This is a genomic window from Anabaena lutea FACHB-196, assembly GCF_014698305.1.
In the GTDB taxonomy this organism is placed as follows: Bacteria; Cyanobacteriota; Cyanobacteriia; order Cyanobacteriales; family Nostocaceae; genus Anabaena; species Anabaena lutea.
On the sequence record NZ_JACJST010000007.1, the window covers coordinates 146,241 to 161,833 of the forward strand.

Consider the following 15,593-nt stretch of genomic DNA (forward strand, 5'->3'; position numbering starts at 1 on the left):
CTTTACTCAAGTCCCTACCTTCAGGTATGGAGTCAATCCAAAATCTAAAATCCAAAATCCAAAATTATTTGACTCCTGAATTCTGCTGTATGATTTGTGAAATACGGTTGCACTCAAAATTTAAAAAATTGATTTCATGATAGTGTAAGCAAGTCCCCAAAACAGAATACTTAACGGTACACCAATCATCATCCCAGCAATTGCCCAGCCTCTCTGATGATCTTTAAATTGTTGAATACTTCGCCAGTGCCTACTTTTCCAAGCCCACTCATTACCTTTTGCGCCTAGAGCAATTGTCATTATCCACCCAATTTGTGGTATTAAACACACCAATCCATAAAGCCAAACATAATTAGGCCAAACCCATAACCAAGGCATCAAAAATGCGCCCCAATTCCAACCTAGAATTTCTTCTGGAACCTTCTCGGAGCTATTAAAAATACCACAGCCAGAATTATTAATAAATTCTTTTGTGCTTAAAGATTGATTTTCTTTTGCTGCTTTTTTAACAACTTGACCAGATTTGAGAACATCCAGCGCTTGACGGGCGCTAGAGAAACGTTGTTCTGGAGCAGGTTCTGTCAACTTTTCCAGCCAATTTACAAAATACTGACTAAGGCTAACTTGGTCTGCAAATTGCAACCGTAAATCTTTCTGGGGTAAATCTGCTGGAGCAAGACCTGTTAACAAATGAATTAAAGATGCTCCTAAAGCATATAAATCTGATGCTGGAACTGCCCGACCACCAAATTGTTCTATAGGTGCATAACCATAAGTACCCACAACGGTAAAAGTCACACCTTCTTTAGCGGCTTTATCTTGAACTGCACCAAAATCGACTAAATAAATTTGATTATCTTCACCCCAAATTAAATTACTCGGTTTAATATCTCGATGTAAAACACCTGGATTTAATTCATGTAGATAGATGAGAATTTTTAACACCTGAACTGCAATTTTCCGAGTTTGGTTTTCAGTAAATCTTCCTCCAGCAACTAGTTTTTCCTTGAGTGACTCACCAGGAATATATTCTTGGACTAAGCCAAACCAGAGACTGCGGTCATCCATGCAAAAATAGTCAATATACTGAGGGATGCGGGGATGATTTAGCTGTTTGAGAATCTGCGCTTCCCGTTCAAAGAGTTTGAGGTCATCCCACTGGACAGCACCACCAAAAGCCAAGAGTTTAACTACAACCAACGAATTTTCTTCGTCAGCGGCTTGTAAATCCTTAGCTAACCAAGTTTGGCGAATTCCATTATTCCCAAGTTGGCGTTCGATTTGATAACGTTCTTGTAAGATTTGTTCTGCTTGCAGCATCTAGCACCTGCTGGCAATTTACATTCAGAGTATTCCCATATTATTCCAGGATACTCAAAAAATATGAAAAGAGGCAGGGGGGAGAGGCTCACAAGGCTAGGTATTTTACATTGTCGTGAGGGCAAGACTTGGGGGACAAGGAAGGACAGTGGACAAGGGAGGAAACACGTACAAAATCATATTCTCTTAGTAACAAAAAGACCATTGTGCGGAGAAAATCTTCCTTGTCTACTTTCCCTCCTTGTCTTCCTAGTCCTGCCTTAACAGATAATATTAAAAACCTACCCTTGTCAGGGGGGGAGATGGGGTACGCAGGGACGCGGAGACACGGGGACGCGGAGACACGGAGATTCATTTGTAGCTTTAATTAAGTGAATTGATATCAGGACTCGTTACTCAGTACTCGGTACTCGGTACTCGGTACTCGTTACTCAGATTTAGGTTCTTCCAGCTAAATTAGCAACTACAACTGCTAACTCAGCTGGATTTATAGGCTTGGGAATATGTAACTGAAACCCAGCTAATAAAGCTTGAGTGCGATCTTCTGTCCTCGCGTAGGCTGTCAGCGCTACTGCGGGAATCCGTCCTCCTTGTTCAATGGAAAGAGTTCTAATTTTACGAATTAGTGTATAGCCGTCTTCTTGGGGCATCCCAATATCACTGACTAATATATCTGGATGGAATTTTTGTAAAGCACTCATGGCTTCCATAGCAGAAGCAACTGCCATAACTTGAGCGCCATATTGTCCCAAAATGGTGGTGAGCAAGTGACGAGCGTCTGCTTCATCATCAACTAGCAGCACCCGTAAACCTTCCAGTATAGACAATTGCTGATTCGTATGGGTATCCGGGTCAATGGATGGCTCTGGCTGTGCTGTATCGTAGTTGATGGAGACGACTTTCATGGGTAGATTGACAATGAATGTCGCCCCCTGTTGAATGCCTTGGCTGATTACTGAAACTGTGCCACCATGTAGTTCTACCAAATGGCGGACGATCGCTAAACCTAATCCTAATCCACCATGCGATCGCGTAGTTGAGCTATCTGCTTGACGAAAGCGCTCAAATACATGAGGCAGAAATTCAGGATCAATGCCGCTGCCATTATCACTAACTCGGATTTGCACACGGGAATTAATGCGCTCTAGTTGTATCTCCACTCTGCCTCTTTTGGGTGTGAACTTGACAGCGTTGGAGAGCAAATTCCAGACTATTTGTTGCAAGCGGTTGGCATCGCCCATGACTATCCCTACCGCTGAGTCCGATTGAAAATCGAGGCTAATTTCTTTCGCGTCCGCAGCTGGACGCACGGTGTCAATAGCCGCTTCCACCAAGGGTACAAGCTCCACGGGACGGAGATTGAGCCGGAGTTTGCCACGAATAATCCGCGAAACATCCAAAACATCTTCTATTAACTGTGCTAGGGTGCGGCTATTGCGATCGATGGTTTCCAATGCCCTAGCGGTAGTATTTTCGTCAAATTTGCGGCTCCTGAGTAGCTGAGTCCAACCCAGCATGGCATTGAGAGGAGTGCGGAGTTCATGGGAGAGTGTCGCTAAAAACTCATCTTTGATTCGGTTTACGGCTTCTGCCTCAGCCCTTGCTACTTGTTCACGTTCTAGTAATTTTTCCCGTTCTTGCTCTGCTTGCTTGCGCTCAGTAATATCTATCATGAATCCATGTAGTAGCTGAGGTCTGTTTTCATCCCGCAGGACATTAACAATGTCATACAACCAGACTATTCTGCCATCAGCGGCCAACATTCTGTATTCAAATTCGTAATTATCCCGTGTCAGCGAAGAGTCAAGGCAATATTGGACTGCCCACTCCTGATCTTCTGGGTGGATGTGTTCTGCCCAAAAATTTTCTTTATACCAATCAGTTAAAGAATAGCCGAGAATTTCTTCAGTTTGGGGGCCAACATAGGTAAAATTCCCACTATTTGGATCTGCTTCCCAAGGAATTACACGCGCTTTTTCTGTGAGTTGGCGAAACCGTTCTTCGCTTTGCTTCAGAGCCACTTCTGCTTGCTTTTCTTGTGTAATATCTCTAATAAGAGCGACAAATCCTTCTACGTCACCCTGCTGATTGATTTGAGGCACGTAAGTAACATTTATATGATGGTTCCTGCCATCTTTTTTTTGTAGTTGAGTTTCGTAGGTTACTTGCTGTCCTGATAATACTGTTTCTATATAAGGAGAGATGGACTGATAAACAGACTCCCCTAGGATTTCTTTGAGGTGCTTGCCATACATTTGCGTGGTGGAAATATCAAACCATTCTTCATATCTTTTATTATTAAAGCGATAATGCTGTTGAGCATCAATATAAGAAATTTGCACGGGTAAAGTATTTGTAATCAGGCGTAGTTGTTCTTCCCGTTGGCGCAAGGACTCTTCTATCTGTTTGCGTTCGCTCAAATCTACAACAAACCCGATTACTTGCTCTGAATTATTTTCTAATGCAGCTAAACCTAATAAGATACTCACCCGGCTACCATCTTTGCGGATATATTGTTTCTCAAAAGGTTGACACACTCCTGTGGTCTTGATTTCTAGCGCCATGCGATCGCTTTTTTCCCAATATTCTGGAGGTGTTATTTCTCTACACCGTAATTTTCCTGTTAGTAAATCCTCTTGTGTATAACCCACCATCTTTAAAAAGGCATCATTTGCTTCTAAAATCCTGCCGTTCATATCGGCTAAAATCACTCCGATGATGTTAGAGTTTTTCAATCGTCTGAATTTAGACTCACTCTCTGCTAACTGCTTTACAGTTATTTCTAGACGCTTTTTAGCATTACGTACCTCTGAGTTCATCCAGGATATAAATATTGCTACTGTGATAAATAAAATTAAGCGAATTATGCTGTCTGGATAATCAACATAGCTCGAAAATACTGGAGTTAAAAAAAAGTAGTTAACGGCTAAACTAGACAAAGTAGTAGTCAATAACCCTGACAGAATCCCACCGTACCAGCTACTAAATGCTACGGCAGCAAAAAATAGCATAAAAATAGTTGGCGTTAACAATGGCTGTAGCGCGAGTGTTAGCACAAAAGCAATACCAACAGATGCAAATGCTACAGTAAAGTTTGATAGAAAGAAAGATTTTCCTTTCAATGTGGCTTCTCCTTTAGTGCAGAGAGCTAATGAGATTTGTCTCCAAATGTAGCTATAGCTCAAGCCTTATTATGCAACAGGCAAATACCATAACAACAGTTGCTGACGATGAATCTATCTAAAGTAGTAAAATCATTTGCGAAAGTTTGTCTTGAAATATGTAAGGATACATGGTTTTGATTCATCTTCGTACAACACGGCGTAAATAACTATCCAGTAAAAAAAGGTTTAAATAATTCGTAATTAAGTTTTGTAATATAGGTTTAGTTTCCGCCTAACATACTTACCCTTTGTTAGTTGCTATTTACTTAAACCCACAGAATTTGTTAATTTTCAACCTTGATTCCTTTTAGTAAATAAGTCATCATTTCTCCTTTACCTTTAACTTTAATTAAACCGCGTTTTTCCAATAAATACTGTTCTTTTAACAGATGATAACTCGCTTCACAAACCTGAATAGTACCTGCGATACCATGTGATTCCATTCTACTAGCAGTATTCACAGTATCTCCCCACAGGTCATAAGCAAATTTCTTTAAACCAATTACCCCTGCTACTACTGGCCCTGTACTAATACCGATACGAATCCGAAATGATTGATTTTGTTCTTGGTTAAATAGAGTTACAGCCTGTTGCATATCTAGCGCCATATTTGCTATAGCTATGGCATGGTCGCTACGGTGATTTGGTAAACCAGCAACTGCCATATAAGCATCGCCAATTGTCTTGATTTTTTCTACTCCATGCAGTTCTGCTAACTCATCAAATAAACAGAATATTGTGTTTAATAATTCAACTAATTGTGGCGGCGGGGTATGACTGGAAAGCTCGGTAAATCCCACAATATCAGCAAATAAAACCGTCACTTCCAGAAAACTGTCGGCAATAGTAGTATGTTCCTGTTTTAATTGTTCTGCAATCACCCTTGGCAAAATATTTAAAATTAGTTTTTCTGACTGTTGTTGGGCTATTTCTAGTTCTTGCCTAGCTCGAAATTCTTTTTTTCTAAGGTTTTCATATAAATAAACAGAAAATACACAAATTAAACTTGTCCAAAATAAATATAATCCCTGCTCAATATAAAAATTTAAAGGTTGCTTAAATTGAGGATTGTACAAAAAATATAATGTCAAATAGCAGATAGTTGTGCCGATTTGGGAGATTAAATGTATCCGCCACATAACGGGAACCATAGTTGCTTGGGTGAGAAACATCAGATTCCAAAGATTAGTAAACGGCTCTACATAATTTAACAATAAAGCCGTATCAATTTGTACGGCGCAAGTTACAGACCAGCATAAACTCAAAAGAATTAAGTGTGGGTAACGACGACCCAGAGATGTTCGGCATAAAAACCAACAAATCAAAATAAAAAATTCAGTTAATAACCCAATTTTCAAAGCCAGTATTTTCTCTCCTGGTTGGTTATTTACCCAAAGAAAATATGTCATTAGGGTTAAGCCCACAAGTAACATGATTTTTGTTTGCAATTGCAAACGTTTGATCATGAAGCGCTGTCGCTGTTCTCTATAAGATTCTACAGAGCTTACATCTATCTGCCAGTCGGATATCTCTGGGGTAAAGAGTGCGTCTAGGTGGGTTTTGCCAAAATCTCTTTTGGGAATCATGCGCTTTTTGGGTTATTAGTAGTTAAATGTCAACGAGTAGGGAGAAAACCTAAATGGGTCGCAACCCCACTTTAACTTTTGATCGTGGCACGTTAATTTTACACCCACCACCGCGCAGCAAAGCTTGGATAGATTATGCTACATGGGATGACAGAATTGAAAAGTTTCGCATTCCGGCAATCAGATATCGCTGTGTAGTCGAAGCATTGCAAGCGGATGAAACCAACTTTATCGATGAGGCTAAGGGATTTTATCCCCTAGAATTGGTTCCCAGTTTAGAAATGACACCCTATCCCCATCAGAGTGAGGCTTTAGCGGCTTGGAAATTGGCGGGAAGACAGGGAGTGGTGGTGCTGCCCACGGCGGCAGGTAAGACTTATTTGGCACAAATGGCGATGCAAGCGACACCGCGCACGACGTTGATTGTGGTGCCGACTTTGGATTTGATGCATCAGTGGTATGCACATCTAACGGCGGCTTTTCCTGATGCTGAATTGGGGTTGCTGGGAGGTGGTTCACGGGATAAAACACCGATTTTGGTTGCTACTTATGATAGTGCTGCCATTCATGCGGAAAGTTTGGGTAACAAATATGCTTTGATTATCTTTGATGAATGCCACCATTTACCGACAGATTTTAATCGGGTAATTGCTGAATATGCGATCGCACCTTATCGGCTAGGACTCTCTGCTACACCAGAACGCACCGATGGCAAACACGCTGATTTAAACATTCTCATTGGTAGAGAAGTTTATCGCAAACGTGCTGAAGACTTGGCGGGTAAGGCTTTAGCAGAACATCAAATTGTGCAAATTAAGGTGAAGTTATCTCAACTTGAGCGGGAAAGATACAACCAGTTAATTCAAACCCGCAATGATTTTTTGAAACAATCGCGGATTTCTTTGGGAAGTTTGCAAGGTTGGCAGACTTTTGTCCAAATGAGTGCGCGATCGCAAATTGGCCGCAGGGCGATGTTAGCACATCGTCAAGCAAAAGAAATCGCTCTGGGGACTGATGGTAAATTAAGAATTCTGGCTGATTTATTAGCTGAACATTTCCCCGCCCGTATTTTGATTTTTACTGCTGATAATGCTACGGTTTATCGCATTTCCCAAGATTTGCTAATTCCGGCTATTACTCATCAAACTCCTGTGAAAGAAAGGCATGAAATTTTAACTAAGTTTAAGGAGGGGGAATATAATACTTTGGTAGCTTCTCATGTATTAAATGAAGGTGTTGATGTTCCGGCGGCTTCGATAGCAATTATTTTGTCGGGAACCGGTTCTGCGAGGGAGTATATTCAGCGTTTGGGTAGGGTTTTACGTAAGGGAAATATTGAAAATAAGCAGGCGATTTTATATGAAGTAGTGGCGGAAGATACTAGTGAGGAGGGAACTTCGGCTCGGAGACGCGGGGACACGGGGACGCGGGGACGCGGAGAGGAAGAAATGAAGAAAGATAAAAAAGAGAAGGAAGATAAGAAGAGGGGGAATTTAAAGGTTGTTTATGGGGGTGGTAAGGAAAAAGGTGCTAAGGCTGCTGAACAGTTAGAAATTAATTATTCAACACAGAAGAAAGATGTTACCAACGGAGTTACTGATTCATCGTCAAAACGGGGAGGAAATTATTCCGAAGAGACTGAAACTTGATCATAAGCATTTGCAGTTAACGACTGATTTAATTAATTTTTTTCAGGAAGCGGTGGGGAAAACTCAAGGTGTTCTTGAAAGTCAATTATCAGATTTTGAAGGTGATACGACTGATTATAGAATGAAGCGGGGTTTGGCTTATATTCTTAAGAGCAGTTTCTGCACTTTTGAAGTTGTTAGTCCTCTGGAACCTCCCATGTTAAGGGAAAGGGTTTTTTCTTTAGCTGCACAATCTTTTCCTAGTCGGGAAGCAACGGAAGTTACTTTGAGTAAAGTTGCTGATGAATTGAGTCAGGAATTAAACCAGGAAGTTCTACCAATTCAGGTGCGTCATGGACTTTATGCTGATTTGTCTGAAAATAAAATTTTAACTGCTTTTGATACACCAAAACCAGAGGATATATTACATCGCTATAATTTATCTCAGGTACAAGGTGTTTTTTATAAAGCTAGTCAGTTGGTGTTAAATGCTCATCGCAATGTTCCAGGAGAATATAAGTTGTTATTTCGTTATTTGAAATTGTTTCAATTAATGGCTTATATTGAAGGTGATGCTGATCATGGGTTTACAATTAGCATTGATGGTCCGACAAGTTTATTTACTCCTAGTACTCGTTATGGTTTATCAATAGCCAAAATGATTCCGGCTTTACTTCATGTGAGTAAATGGAGTTTAGCCGCAACTTTAAAAACACGAGATTTTTATACAAATGAATGGAAAACAGGCAGATTTACTCTCAATTCTGAATGCGGTTTAGTCTCTCACTATCCGCCTGGTAAGCCTTATGATAGTATGTTGGAACAGTCCTTTGCTGATAAATGGGATGGGTTGAAAAGTGGTTGGATTTTAGAGCGAGAAGTTGATTTAATTCCCATTCCTGGAAGTGTAATGATTCCCGATTTTCGTCTAGTACATCCTGATGGACGGAGCTTTTTATTAGAAATTGTCGGTTATTGGCGACCAGAATATTTACAAAAGAAGTTTTCTCAGGTGCGGCGTGCAAATTGTGATAATTTGATTTTGGCAATTTCGGAAAGATTAAATTTAGAAAAAGCTGGTGTTAAATTAGATGATGTACCTGCGAAAATTATTTGGTTTAAAGAAAAGTTATTACCAAAATCTGTGTTGGCTGTGATTAATGAAGAATAAAATATGTAAATGTAAATATGAAAATATAGTCGTAAAACCTGATTATTTCGTGTTAAAGGGCATTGCCCACCAACCCTGATTGAGACGCTGCAAAATCTAAATTAATAAAATTAATAATAGTTAATAAAAATATGTGTATGTCAATACAAATCTATCTAAAGCGTGATTTATAATCATCAGCAGTAAGAATATCTTTTTGATCAGGGAAATTTACATCCTCTTAATAAAGAATTGGATAAAATCCATGCCAGCAAAAATTACTATTACATTAGGAATTATATCCGCTCTTTTCAGTGTAGATAGCACGGTGTATGCACAATCGAATTTAGCACAGCCTCAACCAGGAAGTTTTACTTTAAGTGGTGAGTCTCTAGTTAATATTGATTATCGCAGCGCTCAAAATGACTTTGGTAGATTTTTTAACCAACAAAATCCCGGAAATACATCTAACAATCGCAGTCAGCAAAACCTCATCTACGAAGAATTACCACCGAGTGAGTCAATATCCATACCAAGTAATGCGATTTTTCTGCAACCAGCAAATCAAACTATTAACGGTAATGATGGTTTACAACTACAGTTAGATGTGAGTGATGATCAATAATCTAAGTAATACTATGTTCGCTTAATTACTTATCAAAAAACTCTCCGCGTCAGACCCAATTATAAGTATTTAATCGAACAAGATATTACTGTATGGAACGATGATTTAATTTTTGCAATATTTAGGACAACATTATGCAGTAAGATTAGTCCTTTAGATAGAGGAGGGGAAAAAGATGACTCGTGTCATCATTGTGCGTCATGGTCAGAGTACCTACAATACTGAGAAACGCATCCAAGGACGAACTGATGCGTCAAGACTAACCGAAAAAGGTCGTAACGACGCTAATCAAGCGGGTAAAGCCCTCAGTAAGATTTCATTTCAGGCAATTTATTGCAGCCCCCTCAACCGCGCCAAAACTACAGCAGAGATTATTCGCAGCGAATTGGTTGAAAAGTCTGCTCAAATCCAAGTTTCTGAAGAATTACTAGAAGTTGATTTGCCTTTGTGGGCAGAAATGCTGAGTAGTGATGTTAAAGAAAAGTTTCCTGAAGACTATAGCATTTGGAAAAAACGCCCCCACGAACTGCGGATGATGATCCATGACGCACAGGGGACAAGAGAACATTTTCCGGTTCTGGCTTTGTACGAGCAAGCACAGCAGTTTTGGCAAGAAATTTTATCTCGTCATCAAGGCGAAAATATTCTCATTGTTGGACATAATGGTATTAATCGTGCGCTGATTAGTACAGCTTTGGGAATTCCCCCCAGTGGCTATCATGGAATACAGCAATCTAACTGCGGTATTAGCGTCTTGAATTTTAGTGGTGGGTTGGGTGAACCAGTGCAACTAGAATCAATGAATCAGACGCAGCATTTGGGTGATACTCTACCCACTTTGCGACCGAATCATCAAGGATTCCGATTATTATTAGTACGTCACGGCGAAACCGAATGGAATCGCCAAGGCCAGTTTCAAGGTCAAATTGATGTTCCTCTCAACGATAATGGGAGACAACAAGCTGCAAAAGCTGGGGAATTTCTCAAAGATGTAAAAATTGATTTTGCTTTTAGCAGCACAATGGCGCGTCCGAAAGAAACAGCCGAAATAATTCTCAAACAACATCCTGGTGTGCAGTTAGAACTACTTGAAGGTTTAAGAGAAATTAGTCACGGACTCTGGGAAGGAAAATTTGAGAAAGAAATAGAACAAGAGTTTCCTGGAGAGTTAGAACGCTGGCGCACATTACCAGCAGAGGTACAAATGCCAGAAGGAGAAAATTTACAACAGGTAAGGGAACGTAGTGTTGCTGCTTGGCGTTCAATACTAGAAGCCGCTGAGGTAAATCAACTCAAAATCGGTTTAGTGGTAGCCCACGACGCTACTAATAAAACCTTACTTTGTCATATTCTGGGTTTATCACCAGAAAATTTCTGGAATTTCCGCCAGGGAAATGGCGCAGTTAGCGTAATTGACTACCCCGAAGGAGCAAATGGTTTACCAGTCTTGGAAGCCATGAATATCACGAGTCATTTAAGTGGCGGTGTATTGGATAAAACGGCTGCTGGAGCATTGTAGGGGTTCATTGTAGGGCTGAGGCCACGCTACGCTATCGGCTGTCGTTTATTGAATTTTAGATGATGAGATTTTTTCATTCATCCCAAATCCGAAATCTAAAATTTGCATATTGAACAAATAAAATAGACACACAGCTGAAGCACTCATAGGTAAAAGCTAATAGCACATGACAACTGAACTGTTGCAACAAGTAAGGGTAATCGACCCAGTTTCGGGAACTGATCAAATAGCTGATGTGTTAATTGCTGATGGTTATATCCAAGCAATAGCTCCACAAATTGCTGATATCAGTCCCGATACTGTTATTAGAGATTGTCGAGGGTTAGTTCTGGGTAATGGTTTAGTAGATTTATATAGCCATTCTGGTGAACCTGGTTTTGAAGAGAGAGAAACTTTGGTTTCTTTTTTGCAAGCTGCATCTGCTGGTGGTTTTACGAGAGTGACCGTTTTACCGGATACATTGCCCGCTATTGATAACCCGGCTTTGGTGGCTCAATTACAGAAGCAGATTAAGTTAGAGGAGGGTTTAGATTCTTCTCCCCAGCTTCAAGTTTGGGGTGCAATAACTCTCGATTTAGCTGGTAAGCAGTTGACGGAATTTGCCGATTTAGCTACTGCGGGAGTTGTGGGTTTTACGGATGGTAAACCTTGGGAAAATTTGGGACTGGTACGACGGGTGTTGGAATATCTCCAACCTTTTGGTAAACCTGTGGCGTTTTGGCCATGCGATCGCTATTTGTCAGCAAATGGGATGATGCGGGAAGGTGCGGAAGCTTTCCGTGTGGGTTTACCTCCTGTTCCAGCCAGTGCGGAAACAACTGCGATCGCAGCTTTGTTGGAATTAGTCGCCGCTATTCGTACCCCTGTACACATTATGCGGGTTTCCACAGCGCGGAGTGTGGAACTGATTGCTACTGCAAAATTCCAAGGTTTACCAGTTACAGCCAGCACCACTTGGATGCACTTGTTACTTGATACTAGAGATATTAAGAGTTATCACACATCCTTGCATTTAGACCCACCTTTAGGAAATCCCAGTGATGTAGCGGCGTTGCGTGGGGGAGTGCGTGGAGGAGTCATAGATGCGATCGCTATTGATCATGCAGCTTACACCTACGAAGAAAAAGTCCAGGCATTTGCAGAATCACCACCGGGAGCAATTGGTTTAGAATTGGCATTACCTTTACTGTGGCAAAATCTCGTTGAAACTGGGGAATTTACAGCTTTAGAATTATGGCAGGTTTTGAGTAACAAGCCAGCGGCCTGTTTACAGCAAGAACTGAAAGCTATTAAATCTGGTGAAAAAGCCGAATTAACATTATTTGATCCTCAGCAAACCTGGAAAGTCAACAGAGAAAATCTGCATACACTATCTAATAATACACCTTGGTTTGGGCAAGAAATCAAAGGTCGCGTTTTACAAACGTGGTGCTGAGGTAATTCGTAATTCGTAATTCGTAATTCGTAATTCGTAATAGTGCCTCCGGTTCCGTTAGGGATACGTAATTCGTAATTCGTAAACAGGGAACTCTTAACAGGGAATTCTTAACAGGGAATTCTTAATTTTCCTCGCGTCACCCCATCTCCGCGTCACCCCATCTCCGCGTCCCCGTCCCCTGCACCCTTGCCCTAAGTCAGTTCTAACCAACCTTGATAACCAGTGACAATGCGATCGCCATCTTTGAGGACGTGAACTTCTATTTGATCGCTGGCCCAGCTAATTTGGTCTTTAAATTCAGGGTTGAAGATATGAACCTGTTGATTTCTAGAAGCAACAGGAGACGTAGGAGAATTAATTGCTTGAGATTGGATAAAAGGCCCGTCAATTAAAATATCTAATTCTGCTAACAATTCTTGGGAACCGGGAGGTGCAGATTCAGATTGTAGTTGCTTGAGGGTAAACCCGGTAAAAGACATCACATTTAATCCAGCGGCTTTCACCTGACGCGCTAAATTAGCTAATGCGGATGCTTGCCAAAATGGTTCACCACCTGAAAAAGTTACACCTGTGTTATGGGGATTTTTGATAATATCTGCTGCCAAGGTATCAATCGCAACTAGCTGATTAATCTCAAATGTCCAAGAGTCGGGATTAAAGCAACCAGCACACTCACGGGGACAACCTTGTACCCAAACCACAGCACGACTACCAGGTCCGTTGACTTCTGACCTATCAACATAACCCATAATGTTGAGATAGCCAGCGGGAATTTCCTTGAGTGCTAATAATGGATCGGTTGACTTAGGTTCCATGTCTTAACTCCTTAATTGCAGAATATAAGTAGTACAACGTGACGAAAATATAGCAGGGAAGAAAGAAAAGGTAGCAGAGGAAAAAATAGATATACTCAACACGGCTTAATTATTTGATTCCATAGGTAGGGGTTTGTAGGGGTTTTTCGTGATCTTGCAAAAGTCCATGTTCCAACCGTGTTTAGTATAATTACGAATTACGAATTACGAATTACGAATTCTGACATTGGGGCGTAACGTACAGGAATTTTAGTAACATTATAAATTTTTTGAGCCAAAGCACTGAGTTCTTCAGCGCTGATACATTTGAGATTCTGACAGCTATAAGAGCGAGATTCGACAATCTCATCATCTCTGGATTCTAACTGATCAACTAAGATGCGGGAACGGGAAGGAATGTTAAGTTGAATTTCATCAGGTTGGAGACGCTTAATCAAGTGTATGTAATGTGCTTGTATTTCTGCCGTCCAAGAAGACAAAATCATGGTTTGTATTGCCATACATCCCTGATATTCCTGTCTAAATTGTTCAATTCCCTTGAGGATATCTGGTAAATCAATCGTATCTAATGGCTGATTAATCTGCCGTAGTTGATTTGACGAAACTGCATCCAGTTTAACGGCAACAATATCCGCTAGTGCTAACGCGTCCCGAACTGATTGATCACCTAGCAAAGTGCTATTGGTTAATACTACTTTTGGTTGTTTGATAATTTTTTTTGTAGCTGCCAGAATTTCCCCTAAATTCAGCGCTAGGGTGGGTTCACCACTACCACTAATAGTGACTACATCTATTGGCACTTCTCTCCGTACAAACCTTTGCAAATTAGAGATAATTTGGCTAGTAGGGACAAAAATTTGCCGTTGAGTTGTCTTTTGCTGAATATTCCCTAACTGACAATAGACACAGTTAAAAGAACAGGTAGATATGATCCCAATAGGATCGATACCCAGCGATCGCCCAAATCGCCAAGAATTTACCGGGCCATATACTGAGGGATATTCTAGTTTTTCCGGTATTGGCGATTGACTCATAACTACCTCATCACTTAAGCCTAGTCTGCAACCTTTTGAGATCAGCCCAATAGCTGAATTTATCTAAAATTTAGAGCTAGTTTGTGAGGAAGTCGTGAGGTAAGAGACTTGCAAATCAAAAAATTTTGGGATTTGTCCCGTCAAAACTGCATAAGCTTCAAAAGTCAAACGTGTAATTCAGCAAGAAGCCCAATAGTTAATGCTAATAGAAGTCATTCTTTTGTGCTGACACTAAAAAGCTAAAACTTGACCTGTGCATAAAAACCGCAGGATGAACGCGTAGATAAATAGAACAATTCAAATACATCAAATTAGGAAATAACTAAAATGACATCTCAAACTAACAAAACAGATTCTGCTAATGTATCGCCAGCAAATAACAGCTTAAAGGGAAAAATAATGAAGAAACCTATGCTGATCAAAGCAACAATGGGCGCTTTCTTATTATTAGCAACGAGCATATTTAGCTTTACCAATACTAATTCCAGCGAAGCACATACATCACAACTAAAGTATGGGCAAACATACAAGATCGTTAATGGTTACGATAATTGGCAAGGAGGTTACTTGGACACTAGAGGAAGAGACTGTTCTCAAAATCTGCTGTGTGTCTCCACAGCTAACAGCCCTAACAGAGATAATGGTAGCGGCACATGGAAAATACTCTCAAAAACTGGAAAAAAAGGAGCAGTTAAGTCCCTTGATGATGTTTATTTTCAGAATCAATATGCTCAAGGAAATGGTGGTTACTTAGATACGAGGGGAAGAGGCTGTTCTGAGAATCTGCTGTGTGTATCCACAGCCAACAGCCCTAACAGAGATAGTGGTAGCGGCACATGGAAAATAATTCCTAAATTCAAGTCTTCAGGTTCCATAAGTGAAGATCAACCTGTTCATATTTTGAATGGTTACGGTAATTGGCAAGGAGGTTACTTAGATACGAGGGGAAGAAGCTGTTCTGAGAATCTGCTGTGTGTCTCAACTGCTGCCGGTTCTGATAGAGATAGTGATAGTGGAACCTGGAAATTTGTTAAACAGTAAATGTATCGGCTCAACATACACAAAAACCCTCGGCAATGATTGCTGGGGTTTTAATTTACACTTTTTTTCAAAGGCGACATCCGGATTTGAGCCGGGGGTGAAGGTTTTGCAGACTTTTTAAAAGTATTATTTTATAGGTATTTTCAGACTTTTAGTTAAAAATTACCCCAATTTGTTAGTAAAAGCCTCGGTTTACACTATGTGGTAGCTCAAACAAGATAAATAGGATAAAAACGGGCAAAAAATTTTAAGCTTACTTCGCTAATTTGTGCT

At 40.5% G+C, this 15,593-nt stretch carries 11 protein-coding genes; 6 read left to right on the forward strand and 5 right to left on the reverse strand.

Annotated features, from left to right (window positions below; genetic code table 11):
* Positions 1–120: 120 nt before the first annotated feature.
* The 3 genes from H6G59_RS10005 to H6G59_RS10015 all read right to left on the reverse strand — a co-directional run bounded on the left by H6G59_RS10005 (position 121) and on the right by H6G59_RS10015 (position 6,070).
* Positions 121–1,320, reverse strand: a complete 1,200-nt coding sequence (locus H6G59_RS10005; RefSeq protein WP_190713954.1) for a serine/threonine protein kinase — start codon at positions 1,318–1,320, stop codon at positions 121–123.
* 437 nt (positions 1,321–1,757) lie between these two features.
* Positions 1,758–4,442, reverse strand: a complete 2,685-nt coding sequence (locus H6G59_RS10010) for a hybrid sensor histidine kinase/response regulator (RefSeq protein WP_190713955.1) — start codon at positions 4,440–4,442, stop codon at positions 1,758–1,760.
* 326 nt (positions 4,443–4,768) lie between these two features.
* On the reverse strand, positions 4,769–6,070 hold the full coding sequence (locus H6G59_RS10015; RefSeq protein WP_190713957.1) for an adenylate/guanylate cyclase domain-containing protein: 1,302 nt from the start codon (positions 6,068–6,070) through the stop codon (positions 4,769–4,771).
* Positions 6,071–6,123: 53 nt separating this feature from the next.
* Between H6G59_RS10015 and H6G59_RS10020 the strand changes: the two genes are divergently transcribed.
* The 5 genes from H6G59_RS10020 (at position 6,124) to H6G59_RS10040 (ending at position 12,427) form a co-directional block, all read left to right on the forward strand.
* A complete protein-coding gene (locus tag H6G59_RS10020; RefSeq protein ID WP_190713959.1) occupies positions 6,124–7,719 on the forward strand; it encodes a DEAD/DEAH box helicase in 1,596 nt (531 codons plus the stop codon).
* Positions 7,649–8,869: a DUF790 family protein gene (locus H6G59_RS10025; protein ID WP_190713961.1), complete on the forward strand. Its 1,221-nt coding sequence runs from the start codon at positions 7,649–7,651 to the stop codon at positions 8,867–8,869. Before H6G59_RS10020 ends, H6G59_RS10025 begins: the two co-directional genes overlap by 71 nt.
* 244 nt (positions 8,870–9,113) lie before the next feature.
* Positions 9,114–9,473 (forward strand): hypothetical protein, encoded by a 360-nt coding sequence (locus H6G59_RS10030; RefSeq protein WP_190713963.1) that lies wholly within the window; start codon positions 9,114–9,116, stop codon positions 9,471–9,473.
* 175 nt (positions 9,474–9,648) lie between these two features.
* The gene (locus tag H6G59_RS10035; protein WP_190713964.1) at positions 9,649–10,992 is read left to right on the forward strand and encodes a histidine phosphatase family protein; all 1,344 of its coding nucleotides are present in this window, start codon (positions 9,649–9,651) and stop codon (positions 10,990–10,992) included.
* 166 nt (positions 10,993–11,158) lie between these two features.
* A complete protein-coding gene (locus tag H6G59_RS10040; protein WP_190713966.1) occupies positions 11,159–12,427 on the forward strand; it encodes a dihydroorotase in 1,269 nt (422 codons plus the stop codon).
* A 194-nt stretch (positions 12,428–12,621) separates the two neighbouring features.
* Here the strand turns inward: H6G59_RS10040 and H6G59_RS10045 are convergent, their stop codons facing one another.
* Both H6G59_RS10045 and H6G59_RS10050 read right to left on the reverse strand, forming a co-directional pair.
* On the reverse strand, positions 12,622–13,245 hold the full coding sequence (locus tag H6G59_RS10045; RefSeq protein ID WP_190713969.1) for a 4Fe-4S single cluster domain-containing protein: 624 nt from the start codon (positions 13,243–13,245) through the stop codon (positions 12,622–12,624).
* 197 nt (positions 13,246–13,442) lie between these two features.
* Positions 13,443–14,279 (reverse strand): radical SAM protein, encoded by an 837-nt coding sequence (locus tag H6G59_RS10050; RefSeq protein WP_190713970.1) that lies wholly within the window; start codon positions 14,277–14,279, stop codon positions 13,443–13,445.
* A 327-nt stretch (positions 14,280–14,606) separates the two neighbouring features.
* On the opposite strand from H6G59_RS10050, the gene H6G59_RS10055 reads away from it, so the two are divergent.
* On the forward strand, positions 14,607–15,320 hold the full coding sequence (locus tag H6G59_RS10055) for a hypothetical protein (protein WP_190713972.1): 714 nt from the start codon (positions 14,607–14,609) through the stop codon (positions 15,318–15,320).
* Positions 15,321–15,593 lie beyond the last annotated feature (273 nt).

Coding starts and splice junctions, on each gene's coding strand:
- H6G59_RS10040 (WP_190713966.1), top strand. CDS start 11,159: ATGACAACTGAACTGTTGCAACAAGTAAGGGTAATCGACCCAGTTTCG.
- H6G59_RS10045 (WP_190713969.1), bottom strand. CDS start 13,245: ATGGAACCTAAGTCAACCGATCCATTATTAGCACTCAAGGAAATTCCC.
- H6G59_RS10015 (WP_190713957.1), bottom strand. CDS start 6,070: ATGATTCCCAAAAGAGATTTTGGCAAAACCCACCTAGACGCACTCTTT.
- H6G59_RS10005 (WP_190713954.1), bottom strand. CDS start 1,320: ATGCTGCAAGCAGAACAAATCTTACAAGAACGTTATCAAATCGAACGC.
- H6G59_RS10055 (WP_190713972.1), top strand. CDS start 14,607: ATGACATCTCAAACTAACAAAACAGATTCTGCTAATGTATCGCCAGCA.
- H6G59_RS10020 (WP_190713959.1), top strand. CDS start 6,124: ATGGGTCGCAACCCCACTTTAACTTTTGATCGTGGCACGTTAATTTTA.
- H6G59_RS10025 (WP_190713961.1), top strand. CDS start 7,649: ATGTTACCAACGGAGTTACTGATTCATCGTCAAAACGGGGAGGAAATT.
- H6G59_RS10050 (WP_190713970.1), bottom strand. CDS start 14,279: ATGAGTCAATCGCCAATACCGGAAAAACTAGAATATCCCTCAGTATAT.
- H6G59_RS10030 (WP_190713963.1), top strand. CDS start 9,114: ATGCCAGCAAAAATTACTATTACATTAGGAATTATATCCGCTCTTTTC.
- H6G59_RS10035 (WP_190713964.1), top strand. CDS start 9,649: ATGACTCGTGTCATCATTGTGCGTCATGGTCAGAGTACCTACAATACT.